The sequence below is a fragment of the Euzebya pacifica genome (assembly GCF_003344865.1).
GTDB lineage: Bacteria > Actinomycetota > Nitriliruptoria > Euzebyales > Euzebyaceae > Euzebya > Euzebya pacifica.
This window is the reverse complement of sequence record NZ_CP031165.1, coordinates 2,736,576-2,757,794: the sequence shown is the minus strand read 5'-3', so window position 1 is coordinate 2,757,794 and position 21,219 is coordinate 2,736,576. Positions and strand designations below refer to the sequence as shown.

Below are 21,219 nucleotides of genomic sequence, written 5' to 3'. Positions count from 1 at the left end.
CGTCTGATCACCACCAGGGACTCGGCAGGGCCCGGCGCATCACGCGCCGGGCCCTGTTGTCGTTTCCGTTCCGTTGTGCCCGGGGCGGGTCAGCCGACGGTGAGCCTGGCCTGCTTGAGGACCGCCCGGTCGTCGACGCGGCTCTCGATGACGATGCCGTCGTCCTCTCGCCACAGCGAGTGGGTGAGGGTGTCACCGGGCAGGACCACACCGGAGAACCGTGCCTGGTAGCGGGTGACGGCGGTGGTGTCGCCGTCGAGGAGCGCGTGGACGGCGGCCTTGCAGGCGATGCCGAAGGTGCACATGCCGTGGAGGATGGGGCGCTCGAACCCACCGACGGCCGCGAAGGCCGGGTCGGCGTGCAGGGGGTTGGCGTCGCCGCTCAACCGGTACAGCAGGGCCTGCTGCTCCAGGGTCGGCGTCTCGACGACGGCGTCGGGATCACGCCTCGGCGGACGGATCCGGTCACCGGACGGGCCGGAGTCGCCACCGAATCCACCCTCGCCACGGATGAAGGCCGTCATGGTGTTGGTCGCGATCGGCTCGCCGTCGACCGTGGTGGTGTTCTCGAAGACCACCGACGCGCCGGACCGCTTGTCGTACACCCCGGTCGCGCGGGCGCTCGAGGTGGCGGTCGCCTCCGTCGGCAGCGGCCGGTGCAGGACCAGGTCGTGCTCGCCGTGGACGAGCATGCGCAGGTCGATGTCGAACCCGGGCAGGTCGGCGTAGGACGGGATGGGCAGGAAGCCCGGCACCGTCCCGAAGGACGGCATGACCACTAGGTCGGGTTCGTAGGTGAGCCGCAGCTCGGCGGGGTCGGTGGCCGGCACGCCGGCGCCGATCCCGAGGTGGTACAGGATCACGTCCTTCTGTGTCCAGGAGGAGTCCCACTCGATGGGGTCGGCGGCCAGCAGGGCATCGATGTCGATCGGCATGGTGGTGGTCTACCAGCTGACCGCACGAACGACGACGCCCCGACCGCGGGGGTCGGGGCGTGGCCTCGGATACTGCGGGCTGCTAACCCTTCTTGGTCTCGGCGAAGATCTCGGCGATCTCGTCGATCAGGTCGAGCAGCTTCTGGCCGTCGGCCGGGTCGACGCTCTTCTTGGCGTCACCAGCGGCCTTGATGGCGCGCCAGAACAGGTCGTGCAGCTGCGGGAACTGCTCGACGTGCGGCGGCTTGAAGTAGTCGGTCCACAGCACGGACAGGTGGTGCTTGACCAGCTCGGCGCGCTCTTCCTTGATGAAGATCGCGCGGTCCTTGAAGACCGGGTCGTCGCTGTCCTGGTACTTCTCGGTGATCTTGAGGACCGACTCGGCCTCGATGCGGGCCTGGGCGGGGTCGTAGACACCACACATCAGGTCGCAGTGGGCGTGCGCCGTGCGCGGGGCGCTGACGCGGTCGGTCAGGGCGAGGATTCGCTGGAGCATTCTGGTTCTCCTTGTGGGGGTGGACAGCAAAGCGGGCCACACTCTAGCTACCCATGCCCCCACCATCCGACCCGGCACCAACCCCCCGCTCTGTCACGAAGCCTGCAGTGGCCGTCCTGCTCGCCGTGCTCCTCGGAACGGCCCGCCTGGTGACCCTTCCCCGGGTCACGGTGGAGGGACCGAGCATGCTGCCGACGCTGCTGCCCGGCGACCGCCTGCTGGTCCTCCCTGGCCCCGTCCGGCCGGGCTGCCTCGTGGTGGTGAGCCACCCTCGCAACCCCGGCCTGCTGCTGGTCAAGCGGGCGGATGCGGTGGACCGTCGCACCGTCACGGTGCGTGGCGACAACCCGTCGGCCAGCACCGACTCCCGCCATTTCGGCCCGGTCCCCCGACGCCTGGTCCTCGGCCGTCCCGTCTACCGCTACTCCCCCGCCGACCGCTCCGGCTGGCTCTGGTCGACCTGACCCCACCCCCGCGTGTCGCACCACCGGCGCCTCGCACGGGCCAGCCGACACACATCGGAGGCGTGTCGCACCACCGGCGCCTCGCGCGGGTTAGACAACACACACCGGAGGCGTGTCGCACCACCGGCCCCTCACGCCGGTCAGGCGACAAGCGTCAGGGGAGGGTGATGCGGACGGCGTCGGCGGGGGTGGGGGTGCCGGCGCGGTCGGGGTGCATGACCGAGGCCAGCGCGCGGGCGCCGCTGACGACGGCCTGCGGGGTGCAGCGGCTGAACAGCCGGGTGGCGTCCATCGCCCAGAACCGGCCTTCCTCGACGGCACGCAGGCCGGCGAGCGGCAGGCCGCGTGCCTCCTCCACCGACTGCTCGAGGGAGTAGCCGCAGGGGACGAACAGGATCATGTCGGGGTCGGCCTCGGCAACCTCCTCGGGGGTGACCCGGCGGGATGCCTCACCCGGCTGCGCCAACGCGTCGACGCCGCCGGCGAGGTCGATCAGCTCGGGCACCCAGTGGCCAGCGATGAAGTACGGGTCGCCCCACTCCAGCGCCACGATGCGGGGTCGCTCCACACCGGCCACCGACTCGGCGACCGCCGTCAGGTCCTGCTTGGCGTCAGCGATCACGCGTTCGGCGGCGTCGACCACACCTGCGGCCTTGCCGACCCGCGCCAGGTCCTCCCAGAGGTGGGCCAGGCGGACCGCGGTCAGCATGATGAGCTCGGCGCCCTCCGGCACGTCGCCACGGGCGACCTCACCGTTGACGGCGCACACGTCGCACACGTCCTGGCTGAGGACCAGCGCGGGGTCGAGCTCGTGAAGGAGGGGTCGGTCGGTGCGGTACAGGCTGTGGCCGTCGGCAACGGACGCGCTGACCGCGGCGTCGATCTCGCCCGGCGTCATCGTCAGGTCGAGGATCGAGCTGGTCAGCACCGGCTTCCCCTCGGCGATCGCGTGGTCGCACTCGTGGGAGACGCCGACCAACCGATCACCGAGCCCGAGGGCAGCGGCGATGTCGGTTCCGGACGGGATGAGGCTGGCGATGGCATCGGACACGAGAGGCTCCTGGGGCTAGCGGGTTCCGGTGGAGGGGTGGTCGGCCAGCCAGCGGGCAACGCCGGCCGTGATGGCGGTGTGGGTCGCCATCGCCAGGTCGTGGCCGACCCGTGTGGCGGGGCCGGCGAAGGACGACGGGCCGTCCCACAACGAGGGGTCGATGGCATCGGGGCGGGACCGGATCGGCGCCGCCGCGACGAGGACGGAGTCGGTCGCCGTGCCGGTGGCGACCCCGTCACGGTTGGTGGCCAGCAGGCCGGCGTCGGCGATGGCCTGCGCCTTGGCCTCGGTCAGCGTCTGCACGGCGTTGACCAGGCCGGCGTCGTCGAGCGGCGCGTCGAGCACGGCGGCGATGTTGATCGTCCCCGGGCCGTGGTGGGGTTCCCAGCTGCCGGCCGCAGCCAGCGGCACCGACACACCCACGGTGGCCACGACCCACGCCAGGCCCTGTCGGCCCTCGACCCAGCGATCGACGGCGGCGGCGGTCATGGTGGCCACGATCGGCCCCTCGAGGTCGTCGGCCCGTTCCTTCAGGTGCGCGACCGGGTCGACCCGGTCGTAGGACAGCGGCACCTCCAGGTTGAGCCACGTCCGCACGGTGCCGATGCCGCCACCCACGATGGTGGAAGCCACGCAGGGACGGGGCCGGTCGAGGACGAGGACCATGCGGTCCCCCTCGACGGTCAGCTGGTGGTCTGGAGCCACTCGGCGACCCGGTCGGCGTAGTAGGTCAGGACGATGTCGGCCCCGGCACGCTTGATGCCGGTCAACGTCTCGATGGCGACCGCCCGTTCGTCGAGCCAACCGGCCCGCGAGGCCGCGGCGATCATCAGGTACTCGCCGCTCACCTGGTAGGCAGCGACCGGCACCGTCGAGACCTCCGCCAGCCGCCGGATCACGTCGAGGTACGGTCCGGCCGGCTTGACCATGACCATGTCGGCACCCTCGAGCACGTCCTGCTCGTACTCGCGGAGCGCCTCGCGGACGTTCCCGGGGTCCATCTGGTAGGTCTTCTTGTCGCCCGACTTGGGGGCGGAGTCCAGCGCACCACGGAAGGGGCCGTAGAAGGCGCTGGCGTACTTGGCGGTGTAGGACATGATCCCGACGTCGGTGTGGCCGTCGGCATCGAGGGCGTCGCGGATGGCCTCGACCCGCCCGTCCATCATGTCGCTCGGCGCGATGATGTCGGCGCCCGCGTCGGCCTGGCAGACGGCCTGCTTGGCGAGCACCTCGACGGTCTCGTCGTTGAGGATCCGTCCGTCGGGGGCGACGATGCCGTCGTGCCCCTCGCTGGAGTAGGGGTCGAGCGCGACGTCGGTGATGACGAGCATCTCGGGGTGGGCGTCCTTGATCGCGCGGATGGCGCGGGGATACAGCCCGTCGGGGTTGTGGCACTCCTCGCCCCGGGAGGACTTCAGCGCGTCGTCGATCTTGGGGAACAGCACCACCCCACGGATGCCCAGGCCCGCAACCCGGCCGACCTCCTTCACGAGCCCATCGAGGCTCCAACGGGTCACACCGGGCATGGACTCGATCGGCACGTCGTGGTCGTCGACGTGCAGGAACATCGGCAGCAGCATGTCGGCCGGCGTCAGGGTGGTCTCGCGGACGAGGTCACGCAACGCGGGGCTGGTCCGGTTGCGACGCGGCCGGATCGGCAGGTCCAGCTGATGGGTCATCGGGGTCTCCTGCAGGGTGGACGAGTGGCCGACACGGTAGCCGACGGCCGGGATGTCACCGGCCCGCCGACGGGACGGCCCGCCAGCCCGCGAGGGACAACATCCGGTCGACGTCGACGTGGTCGGCGACGACGGCGGCGATGCGGTCGAGGTCGGCTTCGCGGTGTGCGGCGGCAGGGACGCTGCCGGGCACGAACCGGCGCCCGCGCTGCTCGGCCACCCACCGCAGCAGGGCCCGGCGGGTGTCGTCGTGGTCGGCCAACCCGTGCCACGAGGTACCCATGACCGGTCCGGCGACCACGCCTCCCGGCCGTCCGTCGTCGTCGCGGACCAGGACCTTCGCCTCGGCGTCGACCGTCGTCCGGCCGTGGCGGATCTCGTAGCCGCTGGCGTCGGTCCCGAGCGCCGGGGCGTCGCCGCTGACCCGACGCACGACCTTGTCGACGTGGAACGTGGTCTCGACGGGCAGCAGGCCCAGCCCGGCGACGGTGCCACCCCCACCCTCGACGGTGTCGGTGATGGCACGTCCCAGCATCTGGTAGCCACCGCAGATGCCGAGGATCGGTCCCCCGGCGGTCGCTCGGTCCCGCAGGGCACGGTCCAGGCCCAGCTGGCGCAGGCGGTCGAGGTCGGCCACGGTCGCCCGGGTACCGGGGATGACGACGAGGTCGGCGTCGGCCACGGCGGCGGCGGACTCAGTGAAGGTCACGGTGACGCCGGGCTCCCGGCCGAGTGCGTCGATGTCGGTGAAGTTGGAGATCCGCTGCAGGCGGAGGACGGCGATGCGCAGCCCCTCCTCCCCCACGGGTGGCCCGCCGTCGAGATCGCGCAGGCCGAGGGAGTCCTCGGCATCAAGTCCGAGGCCGTCGACCCACGGCACCACGCCGAGGACGGGCACGCCGGTACGGGCGGTCAGGTCCTCGATGGCCGGGTCGAGCAGGCTGGCGTCGCCGCGGAACCGGTTGATGACGAAGCCACGGATCCGTTGCCGATCCTCGTCGGGCTGCAGTGCCCACGAGCCGTAGAGGCTGGCGAAGACCCCGCCCCGCTCGATGTCACCGACGACCACGACGGGCAGGTCGGCGTCGGCGGCCAGGCCCATGTTGACCAGGTCGCGATCGCGCAGGTTCGGTTCGGCCACTCCCCCGGCGCCTTCGCACACCACCAGCTCGTGGCGGGTCCGCAGGTCCGCCAGCGCACGGCGGACGTGGGGCCACAGGCGGGTCGTCAGCGGCCCGTAGGCCACGGCGTCGGTCTCCTGCAGCGGCCGGCCGTCGACGACGACGTGGCTGGTCCGGTCGCCGCTGGGCTTCAGCAGGATCGGGTTCATGGCGGTCGTGGCGGGGATGCGGGCGGCGGCTGCCTGCAGCGCCTGTGCCCGGCCGATCTCACCACCGTCGCTGGCGACCGCGCTGTTGAGCGCCATGTTCTGGGCCTTGAACGGTGCGACGTCGATGCCGCGGTCGACCAGCAGGCGACAGAGGGCTGCGACGAGGGTGGTCTTCCCAGCGTCGCTGCCCGTGCCGGCGACGAGCACCGCCGGCGCCGGATGGGTCACTGCCGGTCGCCGGTGGGCACCACGAGCCCGGCGGCGCGGACGGCCTCGGCCAGCTGCTGCAGGGTGGTGCACTCCACGGTCTCGGGGCCGCGCAGGCGCCAGCGGTCGGGCAGCACCTCCACCGTCAACCAGGCGGACCGATCGACCACGACGGCACCGGCCCGTGCCAGCGCCCTCCCGGTCCACAGGGCCCGGGTCGGGTCGGGGTCACGGCCGTCGACCCCGGTGACGGAGACCTCGGCGCAGCAGTCAACGGGCAGCTGGAACGACGCCGTGGCCAGGTCGAACCGGATGTCGTCCCGACCGAAGGCGCGGTCGATCGCCCCGTCGAGGGCCAGGTCCTCGGGGGCGCCGACCTCGACGGTGCCCGAGCCGTCCAGCAGCCAGGCGGTGTCGGCGACGCGCAGGGCCAGGTCGAGGTCGTGGATGGACGCGACCACGGCCAGGTCGCGGGTGGCGGCCAGCCTGCGCAGCAGCCCGATGGCCTCGACCCGACCGGGCAGGTCCAGGAATGCCGTGGGTTCGTCGAGCAGCAGCACGGCGGGTTCCTGGGCCAGCGCCCGGGCGATCCACACCCGCTGGCGCTGGCCGTCCGACAGCCGGGCCAGCTCACGATCGGCCAGATGGGTCGCCCCGACCGCCTCGAGGGCGTCGTCGACCATCTGGTGGTCCCGCGCGGTCATGCGGCCCGACCAGCCCGTGTGGGGATGCCGGCCGATCGCCACGATGTCCCGGGCCCGGAGCAGTCCGACGTCGGGGTGGTCGGTCAGCACGACCGCGATGTGGGTGGCCCGGTCGGCCCGCTTCATCTTCGTCAGCTCGCGCGTGCCGGATGCGGTGGTGGCCGTGACACGGCCGTCCAGCGGGGGGATGACCCCACCGAGGGTGCGCAGCAGCGTCGTCTTGCCGGCCCCGTTGGGTCCCAGCACGGCCACGAACCGGCCGCGATGGACAGACAGGTCGGCGGGCCCGACGATCGGGACGGGCTGCCGACCGTCGTGGTACCCGGCCCGGAGACCGACAGCGGCAAGGGCAGCTCCGTCCAGAGCGCCGTCGAGGGCGGCTCCGTCGAGGGAGCTCGCAGAAGACGGGGAGGACGTCGCGGTCACGACAGCACCACCTCCGCCGACCGGCGCAACCGCATCAGGACGACGATGACGACCGGGGCGCCCAGCACCGGGGTGACGGCGTTGAGCGGAAGCGCGAGGTCCTGGCCGGGGACACCGGCGATGATCTCGGTGCCGAGCGCCACGCAGGCACCGATCAGGACGACGGCCGGCATCAGCACGCGGTGGTCGGAGGTGCGCAGCAGCGCCCGACCCAGATGGGGGACCGCCAGCCCGACGAACGCGATGGGCCCGGCGAAGGCGGTGATGACGCCTGCCAACAAGGAGGAGGAGACGATGATCGCGGCACGTACGGCGCGGACGTTGACGCCCACGGACTCGGCGTACCGCTCCCCCAGCAGGAGGGCGTTGAGGCCCTTGACGGTCGATGCGGCCAGCAGCAGCCCGATCACGGCAGCGGGCACGAGCACGGCAAGCTCCGACCAGGTGACCCCGCGGAAGGACCCGAGGCTCCACGCCAGGTAGGCGCGGAAGTCGTCGGAGTCGGAGAAGAACAGCAGGAGGCTGACGACCGACCCGGCGAGGTAGCCAGCCATGAGCCCGATGATGAGCACGCTCGTGATGGAGCGGATCCGGCGGGCGAAGGTGAGGACGGCGCCCAGCACGAGGCCTGCGCCGATCGCGGCGGCAACGGCGGTGGAGACGCTGCCGCCCAGCGCGAGCGTGCCGAGGAACATCGAGCCGCTGCCGGCCAGGCTGACCAGCGCAACGCCCAGGCTGGCCCCCGACGCGATGCCCAGGACGAACGGGTCGGCCAGGGGGTTGCGGAAGAGGGTCTGCAGCTGCAGGCCAGCGACGGACAACCCGGCGCCGGCGACCAGGGCGGTCACGGCGCGTGGCAGGCGGATGTCGGTGATGATGACCGACCATGACGAGGTGGAGGGTTCACCGCCGGTCAGGACGGTCCACACCTCGACGACGGGGATGGCGACCGACCCGAGCGCCAGCGCGCCGGCGAACAACCCGGCGGTCAGCACGAGCAGGCCGAGCAGGATGGGGACGACGGGGCGACGGCTCGTGCCCCGCCCCTCCTCCCGCGGGTAGTGGTGGTCGACCACGTCCCCATCGGCGCGATCGGGGGCTGCGTCGTCCATGGGCGACGCAGGCCCCGATCGCGTCACCAGCGACCGGTCGGGGTCACCGGCGGGGCCGACCCGGGGTGTGGCCGGGTCGAGCGTCGGGGCGGCCGTCGAGGCGGTCTCGGCGACGGGATCGGGGCTCATCCGGACGCGCCGGCCTCGGCGCCGTCACCCGCCTGGGACCCGAGCAGCCCGAAGAACCGGGGCTCGTGGTCGGGCAGCAGGTCGGGGTGCAGGATCGCCACGATGTCGGCGAGGACCAGGTCCGGACGGACCGCACCCTCCTCGTAGAACCGGTTGCCGCCGGTCGGGCCGAGGTCGGCATCGTTGGCCCACACGTTGTCGGGGAAGGCCGCGAACAGGCCCAGGCGCTCGTCGTCGGCGACGAACTGCTCGGGCGTCACGGCAACCGAACCGGCCGACAGCCAGGCGTCGGCGTCCTGACCACGCTCGAGCACCGTTTCCAGGTCCAGCGGAAGGGTCGAGCCGGGCTCGTCGGCGAACACGTAGGCACCGCCGGCCGCGGCGATCAGCGACGCGGTGTAGGACTCGCCGCCGGAGGCGAACCAGGTCCCCTCGAACGGGTCGTTGGTCAGCACCGTCGGACGGTCGTCCTCGGGGACGTCGGCGGCCAGCGCGACCAGCTCGTCCCAGTCCGCGGCGACGCCGTCGAACACGTCGACGACCGCGGCTTCCTCGTTGAGCAGCATCGCTTCGAGCTTCATCCACTCGGCGCGGCCGAGCGGGTCGACCTCCAGGTAGGACGCGTTGGGCACGACGGGCACGTCGAGGGCGGCGAACGGCTCGGTCGGGTCGGCCCCGGAGAAGCCGGCGCTGACCATGATCACGTCGGGCTCGGCGGCCGCGAGGGTCTCCAGGTCAGGAGAGGTCTGGTTGCCCACCTCGACGATGTCGCCGGCCTCGGCGGCCTCGACGACGGACTGGGTGGAGGCGTACTGCAGGCCACCGTGGCCGACCAGGACGTCGGTGCGACCGATCAGGTCGAAGCCCTGGAGGAAGGTGGTGGAGTAGGTCACCGCACGCTGCACGGGGACGTCGACGACGATGTCGGCCTGGACGTCATCGGGGAGGGTCGTGCCGCACTGGACCAGCGCAACGGTCAGCGGGACCGCATCGGCGCTGTCGTTGGGACGGTCGATCGTGACCAGCTTGACGTTGCCGTCGTAGGTGGCGCTGATGCCCTCGGCCACGTCGAAGACGACCTTGTCGGGGAACCAGTCCAGGTCCTGCAGGTCCTCGGTGGCGCAGCCGTCGGTGAGGTTGGCCTCCGGCGGGGCGACCGCATCGGCAGCCCCTTCCTCGCTGGCGTCGGCGGTGTCGGCGGCCTCGCCATCGGTCATGGCCGCATCCTCGGCCTCGCCGTCGTCCTCGGCGTCCGGGGCGCCTTCGCTGGCTTCGGCCGTGTCCTCCTCGCTGGAGGGCGGGTCGTTGCTGGTGTCCCGACCGGACGGGTCGGCGGCGCATGCGGCCAGGACCAGGGCGAACAGGACGAACATGGCTGCGCTTCGCAGCCTCTTGGTGAATGGGGAGACCAACGTCGTCCCCTCCTTTCCGTGCCTCGCGGAATCGTGGGTGCTCGGTGCGGGTGGCCGGTCTCCTGGCTTCCGGGTCGTCGGCCGAACGGGCCGTGCACGAACGCCTCGCCCTTCCCGGCACGTGGCCAGTGGGACTGCCAAAAGAGGCGTTCGCTCCTCCGGTTACAGTGGCGAGGACCGCGCCGGTATCACACCGGACTTCCCGAGCACCACCGCAGGTGAGCGGGGTCACCGTACTCGGCCGTCGCCGGTGGGACAAACGTCCGAACGCCCCCGGATCGACCTACGCTGCGCCCCATGCGTTCGACGATCGTCCTTGCCGCCGTCCTGCTGGTGTCCGTGTGGGCCCTGCCCGCCAGCGCCCACACCGAGGTGGACACCACCGTTCCCGAGGCCGACAGCGAGGTGGCCGACCCCCCGATCGAGGTGGTGCTCGACTTCACCGCCGCGTTGCTCCCCGACAGCCAGCCGGCCGTCCGGGTGATCGACCCCAACGGCGACGACCTGGTCGCGGCACCCCCCACCCTCGACGGCGCCACCGTGACCGTTCCCCTCAACCTGGCGGTCACCCCGGGCCCCCACCGGGTCGACTGGGCCATCACCGCCGCCGACGGCGACGACCAGACCGGCACCTTCACGTTCACCTTCGCCCCACCAGCGGACGTGGCGACCCCGCCGGGCGCGGTGGCACCGACCACGTCGCCGAGCGCCTCGACATCGGACAGCGCCGCGACGCCGCCCCCGTCGGAGACGGCCACACCTGCGGCGACCACCAGCGAGGTGACCGAACCGTCGGACGCACCCGAGGCGACCGACGCCACGGCGGTCCCGTCAGTGGTTCCGGGGGACCCGGAAGCGGCCTCGACGACGACACGTGCGCTCGTCGTCGTGGCGGCGTTCTTCGCCGTCCTCGCCGTGGGTGCGGTGATGCTCTCGCGTGCCCGGCGAGACGGCAGCGAGCAGTGACCTACTCGCCGTGGAGCTGACCGGCCAGGTAGTTCTCGACCCCGATGCGCTCGATGGCGTCGAGCTGGGACTCGAACCAGTCGGCGTGGGTCTCCTCGTCGCGGACCATCTCCTCGAACACCGCGGCCGAGCCGTGGTCACCGAGGTCGTGGCACTCCTTGGCGGCCGCGTTGAACGTCGCCACGGCCAGCTTCTCGCTCTCCAGCGCCAGCGACAGCATCTCCTGGGCGTTCTCGCCGACGGTGATCGCGTTCAGGCGCTGCACGTTGGGGTGCCCGTCGAACATGAGGATGCGCTCGATCAGCTCGTCGGCGTCCTTCATCTCGTCGATGGAGTAGTCGTAGAAGCGCTTCCCCAGCTTCGGGAAGCCCCAGCTGTCCAGCATCTTGGCGTGCAGGAAGTAGGTGTTGGTGACGGTGAGCTCGAAGGTGAGCGCGTCGTTGAACAGCTCGACGATGCGAGGGCTGACCGGTTGCATTTCGTGACGTCCTTCTGGTGACGGGTGGCGGCTTGAGTATGTCAGGTGCGGACGGCCCCGCCAGCGGTCACGGTCAGCTCGCCACGGGTCCGCAGCTGTGCCCGAACGGGCTCGCCCACGGGCGCGTCGTCGCAGGGCAGCTCGGTCGCGAGGGACGGACAGCTGCCGCACACCATGTTGCGCAGCGTCGGCACGCAGCCACCGCACGCGGTCCCCGCGCCGGTCAGGGCAGCGACCTGTCGAACGGAGGTGCACCCCTCCGCCACGGCGGCTTCGATCTGGCGGTCGGTGACGACCTTGCACTGACAGACGTACATGGAGGTTAGGTTAGCCTAACCATCTGCCGAGGGACAAAAGACGAGGGCCCGCCGGGTGTCCGACGGGCCCTCCTCCAACGCAGCTGTCAGTCGGTCCTGACCGTCAGTCGGTCTTGACCAGGGTGCCGAGGTAGAGCTCGATGACCTTGGGGTCCTTCAGCAGCTCGAGCCCGGTACCGGTGTAGGCGTCGCGGCCCTGGTCCAGCACGTAGCCCCGGTCACAGATCTTCAGGCACTGCTGGGCGTTCTGCTCGACCATGATGATCGTGACGCCCGCGTCGTTGATCTGCTTGACGCGGTGGAACACCACGCCCTGGTTGGCCGGCGACAGGCCGGCCGACGGCTCGTCCAGGAACAGGACGCTGGGATCCATCATCAGCGCACGGCCCATGGCGACCATCTGCCGTTCACCACCCGACAGGGACCCGGCGCGCTGCTTGCGACGGTCGGCCAGCTTGGGGAACAGCCCGGCCACGAAGTCGAACCGCTCGTTGAACATCGAGGGGCGCAGGTACACACCCATCTCGAGGTTCTCCTCGATGGTGAGGGAGGGGAAGACGTTGTTGGTCTGCGGGACGTAGCCCACGCCCTTGTCGACCAGCTCGTGGGCGGTCATCCCGGTGATGTCGTTCTCGCGGAGGATGACGTGGCCGTCACGAACCTCCACGAGGCCGAACATCGCCTTGATGAGGGTCGACTTGCCGGCACCGTTGGGGCCGATGATGCCGACGAGCTCACCCTCGCGGACATGGATGTTGGCGCCGTTGAGGATGTTGACCCCCGGCAGGTAGCCGGCGATCAGGTTCTCGGCGTACAGGACCGACTCGGCAGCGCTCGGTGGACGCCCGGCCTCGCTGAGGGCCTCGGCGCCATGATGCGACGCGGCCTCGTCGACGACCTTCTGCCGCGCTGCGGCGACCTCTTCGTCGTGGCTCATCGCTGGTCCTCCTGCTCCGCCTCGATGTCGGACAGGGCGACCTCGCCCTCTCCTTCGGAGCCACCCAGGTAGGCCCGGATGACGGTTTCGTTGGTGCCGATGGACGCGGGTGGTCCCTCGGCGATGACGCGACCCTCGGCCATGACGACAACCCAGTCGGAGATGTCCATGACGACGTCCATGTCGTGCTCGACGAAGACCACCGTCATGCCGAGCTCGTCGCGGAGGCTCTTGACGTGTCCCAGCAGGGACTGGACCAGCGCCGGGTTCACACCCGCCATCGGCTCGTCGAGGCAGACGAGCTCCGGCCCGACCATGAGTGCGCGTGCCATCTCCAGCAGCTTGCGCTGACCACCCGACAGGGTGCCGGCGAGGTCCTCGCGCTTTGCGTCGAGCTTGAACCGGGCGAGCAGCTCGTCGGCCCGCTCGGTGATCTCGGCCTCCTGCTTCTTCCACATCCCGGGGATGATGGCCGGCAGGAAGCGCTCACCCGTCTGGCCGGTCCCGGCCAGGCGCATGTTCTCGATGACGCTCATGCGGTTGAGCGACTTGGTCAGCTGGAAGGTGCGGACCATGCCGTACTGGGCGACCTTGTGGGCGGGCACACCGCCGAGGTCGTGGCCGTCGAAGGACCACGTGCCGTCCGTCGGCGAGTCGAACCCGGTCATCAGGTTGAAGAAGGTCGTCTTGCCCGCACCGTTGGGACCGATCAGCGCGGTGATCAGGCCCCGCTGGATCTCCAGGTGCTGGACGTCGACGGCGGTCAGGCCACCGAAGCTCCGGCGGACGCCGTCGACGATCAGGACGGGATCGGGCTTGGCGACGCCGGGCTCGGGCGCGACGTCGTCCAGGATGCGCCGATCCACGATGGTCGGACGCGTTGCCGCGGTCTTGTCAGCGGGCATCGAGCAGCATCTCCTCTTTGTTGCCGAAGATTCCCTGCGGACGGAACGCCATCAGCAGCGCCAGCATGAGGCCGACGAGGATGAACCGGATCGGGCCGATCTCCTGGGTCGCGATGATGGACTCGCTGATGATCCCGCCCTCGATGAGCTCACGCATCAAGGTGTCGAGGCCAGCGGTCAGGAACAGGAAGATGAACGTCCCCACGATCGGACCCCAGATGGTGCCGGCACCACCGAGGATGATGATCACGTAGGCGAAGAACGTCCGGACGGGGATGTAGGTGTCGGGGTTGACGGCCTGGGTGCCCATGGCGAGGAAGATCCCGCCCAGCGCACCGAAGATGCCGCCGAGGATGAGGGCCTGCATCTTGTAGGAGAAGACGTTCTTGCCCAGCGCACGAGCGGCGTCCTCGTCCTCGCGGATGGACTTGAGCACGCGACCCCAGGGCGACCGCATCAGCGACCAGGTCCAGTAGGTCAGCAGCCCGACGAGCGCCCAGCCGACGACCATGACCCACAGCTGCTGGCCCGAGTAGTTGAGCGCACCGAAGTAGCGATCACTCGGTCCGTCCGGGAAGGGGTTGACGGCGAAGAAGTCACCGGCGAACTGCTGGAGGCCGAACACCGAGTTGGTGATGGGGCGTGCGACGTCGGAGCGGAAGACGAACCGCAGGATCTCCGCGGCCGCGATGGTGGTGATGGCCAGGTAGTCGCTGCGCAGCCGCAGCGTGGGGGCGCCCAGCAGGAGGGCGAGGATGACGGCCAGGAGGATGCCGACGAGCACGCCGACGACGAGCGGCTGCCCGCAGGGACCGATCTGGTCGGCCGCGGTCTGGGTGGCCGCCACGTCGGGGCACGGACGCCCCATGATCGCCACGCCGTAGGCGCCGACGAGCATGAAGCCCACCTGCCCGAAGTTCAGCAGGCCGGTGTAGCCGAAGTGGATGTTGAGGCCGATGGCGGCCAGGGCGAACACGACGGCTTCGACGCCGAACGCGGCCCGGAAGCCATCGATGAGTACGTTTCCGAGATCCATGGTTTCTGGTGCTCCCGCTCTACCCGAACCGTTCGGCCTTGCCGAGCAAGCCCTGGGGCTTGATCAGCAGGACGATGATGAGGATGACCAGGGCCCACACGAACTTCAGCTGGACGGAGAAGAACGCGGTGGACACCTGGCTGATCACGCCGACGACGAGCGAACCCACCATGGCGCCATAGGCCGTCCCGATGCCGCCAAGGATCATCCCGGCGAACATCAGCAGGAGCAGGTTGAAGCCCATGTTGAAGTTGACCTGCTCGGTGGTGCCCAGCAGGACCCCACCGAACGCCGAGAGCCCACCGCCGAGCAGCCACACGAACCGGATGACCCGGTCCACGTCGATCCCGGAGGACTCTGCGAGGTCCTTGTTGTCGGCGACGGCACGAAGCGCCTTGCCGATCTTGGTCCGCTGCAGCATCAGGCCGATGCCGATGAGCACCGCGGTCGAGAGGATGATGATCCACAGGTCGCGCGGGACGATCGAGATGGGCCCCAGGTCGACGGCCGACTGGATGTTGTAGTTGGTGTAGGGCCGAGTACCGCCGCCGTACACGATCTGGATGACGTTGCGGATGATGAACGACAGGCCGATGGAGATGACCAGCATCGAGATGAGGCCGACACCGCGCTTGCGCAGCGGCGCCCAGATGCCGCTCTCCATCGCGCCGCCGGCTCCTGCCCCGACCACCACGGCGATGATCGCCGCGAGGACGAGGTGCCAGCCGGGGCCGGCGGGTGAGGCGTTGAAGAGGAAGGCCACGACGGCGCCGAGGGTGACCAGCTCGCCGTGGGCGAAGTTGACCAGGCCGGTGGTGCCGAAGATCAGCGACAGCCCGATGGCCGTGATGGCGATGATCGAGCCGAGCTTCAGCCCGTCCACGAACAGCTGCGGGACTGCGCTCAGCTTGTCGGAGAACGTCGCCTCGCCCGGTCCACCGGCGATCACACCCCCATCGCCGTCGGTCTCGTCGAGCGGGAACAGGGCGTTGCCCGTCCTGCCCGCCTGCACGTTCAGGCTGCGCTCCGACACCTCACCGCGGGGCACGAGCCCCTCCGGCAGCGTGGAGACGTCGAGCGCCACGACGAAGGCCCCGGGCCCGGGCAGCTCCAGCCGGACCTCACCGTTCTCGTCGGTCTGTCCGCTGGCCACCTCCGCCCCGGCCTCGTCAGCGGCGGTGATCGTCACGCCGGCGTGTCGGACCTGATCGGGTCCGGCACCGGAGAACACCCGTCCGAGCACCGCTTCGCTGGCGTCCTGGGCCGAGGCGGGGGTGACCGCCAGGGGTGCCAGGAGGACAGCGAGCAGCACGAGCAGGCCGCCGAGCGCGAGCCGAGGTCCTCGGTCGCGGCTCGGCAAGAGCCAGGTCATCCGCACGTCTTGCTCCTCGTCAGTGGTTGCGTTGATGTCCGGCCGGATGCTGTCGCGGCGACAACGCTCGGGCGGGACGGATACGCGGGCCGGAGGGGTGGAAGTCCACCTGCCTCGGAGGCGATGGCCCGCTGGTGCCGCCCTGATCACCGCGCGATCGCGGCGTGAGCACACCTGATGTGATTGTGATTCGACGCCCGACGCCGATCTCCTCCAAACGACTTCACCGACAGCACCTGCCGTCCGGGCGTTGACGCATCGTAATCCAGCGTCCAGCAAGAATGACGGCTCCTGCCCCAACCCGTTCATCCAGTGCGCTGTCGCCGTGGGCCGCTCGCGCGGGACGAGCGGGACGATCAGCGCAGGAGGTCGATGACCTGTTCGACATCGCGGCCGGGGAACCACTCGGTGAAGATGCGCTCGTAGGTGCCGTCGGCGACAACCGCGTCGAGCGCCTCGTTGACCGCGGTGCGCAACGGTGCGTTGTCCTCGGCGAGGCCGATCCCGTACCGCTCGGCGGTCGGTACCTCCTCCACCAGCACGACCGAACCCTCTCGCGCCTGCTCCACGAGTGCATCGGTGTCCATGAACACCGCATCGACCGCGCCGGCGGACAGCGCCCCCAGGGCCGTCGCGCGGTCGGCGTAGCTGGCGATCTCGGCATCGAGGAAGGTGTCGGTGGCGTAGGCCTCGCCGGTGGTGTCGGCGAGGACCGCGATGGTGACGTCGGAGGAGAGGTCCTCCACCCCGGTCAGATCGCTGCCGGGCGGGGCGGCCAGGCCCTGCGATCCGACGAAGTAGGGGTGGGAGAAGTCGATGACCTCCTCCCGCTGGTTGGTGATGGTGATCGCGGCGATGACGACATCGACCTCACCGGTGGTGACGGCGCCCGTCAGGTTGGGGAACGGCATGTCGACCCAGACGGGTTCCAGCCCCATGCGGGAACCGACCTCGGTCATGAGGTCGACGTCGAACCCCCTGATCCCGTCATCGTCCCCCCGGCCCACGAACGGCAGGAAGTCGGCGTTCGTCCCGACGACCAGCACACCGGGGGTGGCCAGGCCGAGCTGTCCTTCCTGCACGGCCTCGCTGACCTGCTCCGCGGCTTCCTGCAGCTGCTCGCCCGACACGGCAACCGCCTCGTCCAGCGCGTCGAGGGCCTCCGATGCGAGGGTCGCGATCTCGGCCTGCGCCGCCCGCTCCTCCTCCGTGGAATCGCCCCCGCCGCAGGCAGCGGCGAGGAGGCAGACGACGAGCAGCACGACGAGACCCCATCCACGACCACCCATGGGGTGATCGGGCTGTCCGTGTCGCACGCTGCCTCCGACTGATCGTGATGCCGGACCCAGCGGGCCCCTGTCCATGTGGCCAAGGATAGGCCGAGATGCACCCGAGCGACATCTCGGGGAGGAGTCCGACGAAACGTCGTCGAAACAACCAACTATCGCGATCGTTGCCTTCTCGCGGTACGTTCCCGAGAACCCGTTCAGGGCTCCTCGAGCCCATCATCATGCAGGAGAATCCCCAATGTCACTCGCTCGTGCCCTCCGCGTCCTCGCGGCAGCCATGATCCTTGCACTTGCCCTCGCGGCGTGCAGCTCCGACGACAGCACCGAGACAGACGACGCGTCGGGCTCGGCCACCAGCACCGCCGACGAGGCCGCCGGCGACGACGAGGAGGCTGCCGAAGAAGCGGCGCCCGCCGACCTGACGCTGGTGTCGGAAGGCAACCTCACCGTCTGCACCGAGGCACCCTACGCGCCCTTCGAGGTCGAGGACCCCGACTCCGACACCGGCTTCGGTGGCTTCGACATCGACATCGTCGACGAGGTCGCCACCCGCCTCGGCCTGGAGCTGGCCGTCATCAACACCGGCTTCGACGCCCTGACCTCGGGTACCGCGATGGCGTCCGGCACCTGCGACATGGCCATCTCCGCGATGACCATCACCGAGGAGCGCGAGGAGAACATCGACTTCTCCGACCCGTACTACAACGCCGCGCAGTCCCTCATGGTCCCGGCCGACTCCGGCATCACGGCCCTCGCCGACGTCGAGGGTCGCCTGGGCGTCCAGTCCGGCACCACCGGTGAGGCCTACGCCACCGAGAACGCCCCCGACACCGCCGAGCTGGTCGCCTTCGACGCCGGCGCGGACCTGTTCACCGCCCTCGCTGCCAACGACATCGTCGGCATCCTGCAGGACCTGCCGGTCAACATCGACCGCGCCCAGCAGGACGACTCCCTCTCGGTCGTCGAGACCTACGAGACCGACGAGGAGTACGGCATGGCCTTCGAGCAGGACGCCAACCCCGAGCTGATCGAGGCCATCAACGGCGCCCTGTCCGCCATGCGCGAGGACGGCACCTACGACACCATCTACGACTCCTACTTCTCGGAGTCCTAGGACCCGCTCTCGGTCCGGGCGTCCTCCACCCCGAGGCCCCAGGCCGTAGCCTCTGACGCGGGGGAGTCCACCAGGACTCCCCCGCGCATGACGTTCAGGACAAAGGATCGGCGGATGAGCGTGACTGACGACACCGGGAGCGACCTCTCGAGCAGCGCAGGGAAGGGGATGTCGCCTGCACGCAAGGCCGAGCTGCGCCAGTACGTGCTCTACGGCGTCCTCGTCCTCATCGCGGTGGGATTCGTGCTCGGCGCCGACATCGAGGCGATCCAGAAGTCCTTCCTCAACGTCGAGATCGCCGCGGACATGTTCCCCGAGGTGGTCACCCAAGCGGCGAAGAACACCCTGCTGTACACGGCGACGTCGTTCGTCTTCGGCCTGGCGTTCGGCCTGCTGCTGGCGTTGATGCGCCTGTCGTCGGTGGGTCCCTACCGCTGGATCGCTCGCGCCTACATCGAGTTCTTCCGGGCCCTGCCCGCGCTGGTCACCATCCTGCTGATCGGCTTCGCCGTCCCGATCGCCTTCGATGTGGAGATCCCCGGTGGGACGCTGGGCAAGGCCACCCTTGGGCTCGGGATCGTGGCGGCGGCCTACATGGCCGAGACGATCCGCGCCGGCATCGAAGCGGTCCCCAAGGGCCAGGTCGAGGCAGCGCGGTCGCTCGGCATGAGCGGCTTCTGGACCCTCACCTCCATCGTCATCCCGCAGGCCTTCCGCATCATCATCCCGCCGCTGACCAACGAGCTCGTCCTGCTGATCAAGGACACCTCGTTGCTGTTCGTCCTCGGGACGACACCGGGTTCCAAGGAGCTGCTGAAGTTCGGCCGGGACCTGCAGAACACCACCTTCAACGGCACGCCCCTGATCGTGGTGGCCGTGGTGTACGTGGCGATCACGCTGCCGCTGACCTTCCTGGTCGCGCAGCTCGAGAAGCGGAACAAGGCGGCCCTGTGATGAGCGCATCCCCCTCCCCCACCCAGCCCGGCCGCGGTGCTGCCGCCATCGACGTGCAGCAGCTGCACAAGTACTTCGGTGACCTCGAGGTGCTCAAGGGCATCGACTTCCACGTTGGCCGCGGCGAGGTCGTGTGCGTGATCGGCCCGTCGGGGTCCGGCAAGTCCACGTTGCTGCGGTGCGTCAACCGCCTCGAGGAGCCGACCGACGGCCGGATCGTCATCAACGGCACCGACATCACCGACGAGCACGTCGACCTCAACCGGGTCCGCACGGCCATCGGCATGGTCTTCCAGCAGTTCAACCTGTTCCCGCACCTCGACGTGCTGAACAACCTCACGATCGCCCAGCGTCGGGCCCTGAAGCGCAAGCAGGGCGAGGCGGAGGAGATCGCCAAGCGCAACCTCGAGCGGGTGGGCCTGTCCGACAAGGTGCACGCCTACCCGGGACAGCTGTCGGGTGGTCAGCAGCAGCGCGTCGCCATCGCCCGCGCCCTGTCGATGGACCCCGAGATGATGCTCTTCGACGAGCCGACCTCGGCGCTGGACCCCGAGCTGGTCGGCGAGGTGCTGCAGGTCATGAAGGACCTGGCCAGCGAGGGCATGACCATGATGGTCGTCACCCACGAGATGGGCTTCGCCCGCGAGGTCGCCGACCGCGTCGTCTTCATGGACGGCGGCGTCGTCGTGGAGGAGAACAGCCCCGAGGAGCTGCTGGAGAATCCCCAGCACGAGCGGACCAAGCAGTTCCTGTCGATGGTGCTCTAGACACACCGGGCGAGGGCGGTGGTGATCGCCTCGTCCGGGGAGGGCAGCGCGGCGAGCGTCTCGGCCAGCGCAGCAGCACCTCGGTCGTGGTCGCCGGCGAGGGCGCGTTCCAGCGCCTCGGCCAGGACGTGCGGCGCCTGGTCCTCGTCGAGCAGGCAGCGACCGGCACCGGCGTCCTGCAGCCATCCCCCGGTCACGATCTGATCGGTCGCATGCGTGGGGATGACGACCTGTGGCCTGCCCCACGCGGCCGCATCCATGACCGTGTTCAGGCCCCCATGGCTGACGACGACCGCAGCGTTGGGCATGACCTCCGCGTGGTCGAGGAACGGCAGGATCTCGACGTTCTCGGGCGGCGCGGGAAGCAGCCGACGGTCGGTGTCGTGGCCGACGGTGATCCTGACGTCGACGTCCAGGCCCGCGACCGCAGCGTGGATCAGGCCGAGGAACCGGACCGCGAGCGGAGGGATCTGCCCGACGACGGTGCCGAGGGTCGCGTAGACGAGGGGCCGAGGACGGCTGGCCTCGGCAGCACGCCCACGGGATCGCATGCGCCAGCGCACGACGTCGCTGGGATCGGCGCCGTGTGGCAGCGGCGAGAGCCTCGTGGCGTCGGCGAGGACGTCGGCGAGGATCTCCGGTTCCCGGTCGCTGGCGACGGCTGCGCCCGCTGCGCAGGCCGCCTCGAACGCCGCCAGGCCCTCCCGGGGATACCAGGCGCTCACCACGGACGGCACGCCGGCCGCGGTCGCGGCGACGAGCGCCGGGCCGCACAACGGATCGTGGAGCAGCACGTCGGGTCGGAACCGCTCGACGGCGTCATGCAGCCCTTCGAGGTCGCGGACGGTGTTGAGCCGGCCGAAGACCTCGCCCACGACCAGCAGGTCGCCCCGGTATCGCTCCCCGCCCATGATGAGCTCCATGGACCGGCCGAAGAGCTCGGCCCGTTCCGCCGCGACGTCGTCGTCGGGCACCGGGAGCTCGTGGACCGCCAGCCCCATCCCTCGTGCCCGTCCGGCGGTGGCTGGACCGAGGACGACGAGCACCTCGTGGCCGGTCCGTCGTGCCGCCGCCGCGAGCGGCAGCAGCAGGGCCGCGTGTCCGGCGCTGTCGACGCTCGTGGCCAGGACGCGGACCAT

General features: G+C 70.3%; 22 protein-coding genes and 1 riboswitch. Of the genes, 5 read left to right on the top strand and 17 right to left on the bottom strand.

The window, feature by feature from the left end; all coding sequences use genetic code 11:
• Window positions 1–89: 89 nt before the first annotated feature.
• Entirely contained in the window at window positions 90–935 is an 846-nt protein-coding gene (locus DVS28_RS11695) for a MaoC/PaaZ C-terminal domain-containing protein (RefSeq protein ID WP_114591608.1), read from the bottom strand.
• Between the two features lie 82 nt (window positions 936–1,017).
• On the bottom strand, window positions 1,018–1,431 hold the full coding sequence (sodN, locus tag DVS28_RS11690; RefSeq protein WP_114591607.1) for a superoxide dismutase, Ni: 414 nt from the start codon (window positions 1,429–1,431) through the stop codon (window positions 1,018–1,020).
• A 107-nt stretch (window positions 1,432–1,538) separates the two neighbouring features.
• On the opposite strand from sodN, the gene sodX reads away from it, so the two are divergent.
• Entirely contained in the window at window positions 1,539–1,895 is a 357-nt protein-coding gene (sodX, locus tag DVS28_RS11685; protein WP_216826573.1) for a nickel-type superoxide dismutase maturation protease, read from the top strand.
• Window positions 1,896–2,049: 154 nt separating this feature from the next.
• On the opposite strand, the gene DVS28_RS11680 is transcribed toward sodX, so the two are convergent.
• The 7 genes from DVS28_RS11680 to DVS28_RS11650 are packed head-to-tail and all read right to left on the bottom strand — an operon-like array spanning window position 2,050 to window position 9,906.
• On the bottom strand, window positions 2,050–2,946 hold the full coding sequence (locus tag DVS28_RS11680) for an ABC transporter substrate-binding protein (protein WP_114591605.1): 897 nt from the start codon (window positions 2,944–2,946) through the stop codon (window positions 2,050–2,052).
• Window positions 2,947–2,961: 15 nt separating this feature from the next.
• The gene (locus tag DVS28_RS11675; protein ID WP_114591604.1) at window positions 2,962–3,651 is read right to left on the bottom strand and encodes an adenosylcobinamide amidohydrolase; all 690 of its coding nucleotides are present in this window, start codon (window positions 3,649–3,651) and stop codon (window positions 2,962–2,964) included.
• A complete protein-coding gene (gene hemB / locus DVS28_RS11670; RefSeq protein ID WP_114591603.1) occupies window positions 3,630–4,625 on the bottom strand; it encodes a porphobilinogen synthase in 996 nt (331 codons plus the stop codon). Before hemB ends, DVS28_RS11675 begins: the two co-directional genes overlap by 22 nt.
• A 55-nt stretch (window positions 4,626–4,680) precedes the next feature.
• A complete protein-coding gene (locus tag DVS28_RS11665; protein ID WP_114591602.1) occupies window positions 4,681–6,183 on the bottom strand; it encodes a cobyric acid synthase in 1,503 nt (500 codons plus the stop codon).
• A complete protein-coding gene (locus DVS28_RS11660; protein WP_114591601.1) occupies window positions 6,180–7,292 on the bottom strand; it encodes an ABC transporter ATP-binding protein in 1,113 nt (370 codons plus the stop codon). Before DVS28_RS11660 ends, DVS28_RS11665 begins: the two co-directional genes overlap by 4 nt.
• Window positions 7,289–8,533 (bottom strand): FecCD family ABC transporter permease, encoded by a 1,245-nt coding sequence (locus DVS28_RS11655; protein WP_216826572.1) that lies wholly within the window; start codon window positions 8,531–8,533, stop codon window positions 7,289–7,291. The genes DVS28_RS11660 and DVS28_RS11655 overlap by 4 nt, the downstream gene beginning before the upstream one ends.
• Window positions 8,530–9,906, bottom strand: coding sequence for an ABC transporter substrate-binding protein (locus DVS28_RS11650; protein WP_114591600.1), 1,377 nt, complete (start codon window positions 9,904–9,906; stop codon window positions 8,530–8,532). The genes DVS28_RS11655 and DVS28_RS11650 overlap by 4 nt, the downstream gene beginning before the upstream one ends.
• 91 nt (window positions 9,907–9,997) lie before the next feature.
• Window positions 9,998–10,178, bottom strand: a riboswitch (cobalamin riboswitch).
• A gap of 64 nt (window positions 10,179–10,242) precedes the next feature.
• Between DVS28_RS11650 and DVS28_RS11645 the strand changes: the two genes are divergently transcribed.
• Window positions 10,243–10,911 (top strand): copper resistance CopC family protein, encoded by a 669-nt coding sequence (locus tag DVS28_RS11645; RefSeq protein ID WP_114591599.1) that lies wholly within the window; start codon window positions 10,243–10,245, stop codon window positions 10,909–10,911.
• Window position 10,912: 1 nt separating this feature from the next.
• Here the strand turns inward: DVS28_RS11645 and bfr are convergent, their stop codons facing one another.
• From bfr to DVS28_RS11610, 7 genes are all read right to left on the bottom strand, one after another.
• Entirely contained in the window at window positions 10,913–11,389 is a 477-nt protein-coding gene (gene bfr / locus DVS28_RS11640; protein ID WP_114591598.1) for a bacterioferritin, read from the bottom strand.
• Window positions 11,390–11,430: 41 nt separating this feature from the next.
• Window positions 11,431–11,706, bottom strand: coding sequence for a (2Fe-2S)-binding protein (locus tag DVS28_RS11635; RefSeq protein ID WP_114591597.1), 276 nt, complete (start codon window positions 11,704–11,706; stop codon window positions 11,431–11,433).
• A 103-nt stretch (window positions 11,707–11,809) separates the two neighbouring features.
• Window positions 11,810–12,643, bottom strand: coding sequence for an ABC transporter ATP-binding protein (locus DVS28_RS11630; protein ID WP_114591596.1), 834 nt, complete (start codon window positions 12,641–12,643; stop codon window positions 11,810–11,812).
• Complete coding sequence (locus DVS28_RS11625) at window positions 12,640–13,548, bottom strand: ABC transporter ATP-binding protein (RefSeq protein WP_114591595.1); 909 nt, start codon at window positions 13,546–13,548, stop codon at window positions 12,640–12,642. The genes DVS28_RS11630 and DVS28_RS11625 overlap by 4 nt, the downstream gene beginning before the upstream one ends.
• Window positions 13,538–14,584 (bottom strand): branched-chain amino acid ABC transporter permease, encoded by a 1,047-nt coding sequence (locus tag DVS28_RS11620; RefSeq protein ID WP_114591594.1) that lies wholly within the window; start codon window positions 14,582–14,584, stop codon window positions 13,538–13,540. Before DVS28_RS11620 ends, DVS28_RS11625 begins: the two co-directional genes overlap by 11 nt.
• Window positions 14,585–14,603: 19 nt before the next feature.
• Entirely contained in the window at window positions 14,604–15,956 is a 1,353-nt protein-coding gene (locus DVS28_RS11615) for an ABC transporter permease subunit (protein WP_114591593.1), read from the bottom strand.
• 356 nt (window positions 15,957–16,312) lie between these two features.
• Window positions 16,313–17,218, bottom strand: a complete 906-nt coding sequence (locus tag DVS28_RS11610; protein WP_164710415.1) for an ABC transporter substrate-binding protein — start codon at window positions 17,216–17,218, stop codon at window positions 16,313–16,315.
• A 265-nt stretch (window positions 17,219–17,483) separates the two neighbouring features.
• On the opposite strand from DVS28_RS11610, the gene DVS28_RS11605 reads away from it, so the two are divergent.
• The 3 genes from DVS28_RS11605 to DVS28_RS11595 all read left to right on the top strand — a co-directional run bounded on the left by DVS28_RS11605 (window position 17,484) and on the right by DVS28_RS11595 (window position 20,080).
• Window positions 17,484–18,359 carry a transporter substrate-binding domain-containing protein gene (locus tag DVS28_RS11605; protein WP_216826570.1) on the top strand — a complete coding sequence of 292 codons (876 nt, stop codon included), beginning with the start codon at window positions 17,484–17,486 and terminating at the stop codon, window positions 18,357–18,359.
• 114 nt (window positions 18,360–18,473) lie between these two features.
• Window positions 18,474–19,313, top strand: coding sequence for an amino acid ABC transporter permease (locus DVS28_RS11600; RefSeq protein ID WP_216826569.1), 840 nt, complete (start codon window positions 18,474–18,476; stop codon window positions 19,311–19,313).
• Window positions 19,313–20,080: an amino acid ABC transporter ATP-binding protein gene (locus DVS28_RS11595; RefSeq protein WP_114591591.1), complete on the top strand. Its 768-nt coding sequence runs from the start codon at window positions 19,313–19,315 to the stop codon at window positions 20,078–20,080. The genes DVS28_RS11600 and DVS28_RS11595 overlap by 1 nt, the downstream gene beginning before the upstream one ends.
• On the opposite strand, the gene DVS28_RS11590 is transcribed toward DVS28_RS11595, so the two are convergent.
• Window positions 20,077–21,219: a glycosyltransferase gene (locus tag DVS28_RS11590; protein WP_114591590.1), complete on the bottom strand. Its 1,143-nt coding sequence runs from the start codon at window positions 21,217–21,219 to the stop codon at window positions 20,077–20,079. The two genes, DVS28_RS11595 and DVS28_RS11590, sit on opposite strands and share 4 nt — an antisense overlap.

Bases quoted from the DNA above. Each gene is read 5' to 3' on its own strand.
- DVS28_RS11650 (WP_114591600.1), bottom strand. From the start codon at position 9,906: ATGTTCGTCCTGTTCGCCCTGGTCCTGGCCGCATGCGCCGCCGACCCG.
- DVS28_RS11600 (WP_216826569.1), top strand. From the start codon at position 18,474: ATGAGCGTGACTGACGACACCGGGAGCGACCTCTCGAGCAGCGCAGGG.
- bfr (WP_114591598.1), bottom strand. From the start codon at position 11,389: ATGCAACCGGTCAGCCCTCGCATCGTCGAGCTGTTCAACGACGCGCTC.
- DVS28_RS11615 (WP_114591593.1), bottom strand. From the start codon at position 15,956: ATGACCTGGCTCTTGCCGAGCCGCGACCGAGGACCTCGGCTCGCGCTC.
- DVS28_RS11645 (WP_114591599.1), top strand. From the start codon at position 10,243: ATGCGTTCGACGATCGTCCTTGCCGCCGTCCTGCTGGTGTCCGTGTGG.
- hemB (WP_114591603.1), bottom strand. From the start codon at position 4,625: ATGACCCATCAGCTGGACCTGCCGATCCGGCCGCGTCGCAACCGGACC.
- DVS28_RS11590 (WP_114591590.1), bottom strand. From the start codon at position 21,219: ATGGTCCGCGTCCTGGCCACGAGCGTCGACAGCGCCGGACACGCGGCC.
- DVS28_RS11695 (WP_114591608.1), bottom strand. From the start codon at position 935: ATGCCGATCGACATCGATGCCCTGCTGGCCGCCGACCCCATCGAGTGG.
- DVS28_RS11605 (WP_216826570.1), top strand. From the start codon at position 17,484: ATGTCACTCGCTCGTGCCCTCCGCGTCCTCGCGGCAGCCATGATCCTT.
- sodN (WP_114591607.1), bottom strand. From the start codon at position 1,431: ATGCTCCAGCGAATCCTCGCCCTGACCGACCGCGTCAGCGCCCCGCGC.
- DVS28_RS11625 (WP_114591595.1), bottom strand. From the start codon at position 13,548: ATGCCCGCTGACAAGACCGCGGCAACGCGTCCGACCATCGTGGATCGG.
- DVS28_RS11620 (WP_114591594.1), bottom strand. From the start codon at position 14,584: ATGGATCTCGGAAACGTACTCATCGATGGCTTCCGGGCCGCGTTCGGC.
- DVS28_RS11635 (WP_114591597.1), bottom strand. From the start codon at position 11,706: ATGTACGTCTGTCAGTGCAAGGTCGTCACCGACCGCCAGATCGAAGCC.
- DVS28_RS11655 (WP_216826572.1), bottom strand. From the start codon at position 8,533: ATGAGCCCCGATCCCGTCGCCGAGACCGCCTCGACGGCCGCCCCGACG.
- DVS28_RS11630 (WP_114591596.1), bottom strand. From the start codon at position 12,643: ATGAGCCACGACGAAGAGGTCGCCGCAGCGCGGCAGAAGGTCGTCGAC.
- DVS28_RS11595 (WP_114591591.1), top strand. From the start codon at position 19,313: ATGAGCGCATCCCCCTCCCCCACCCAGCCCGGCCGCGGTGCTGCCGCC.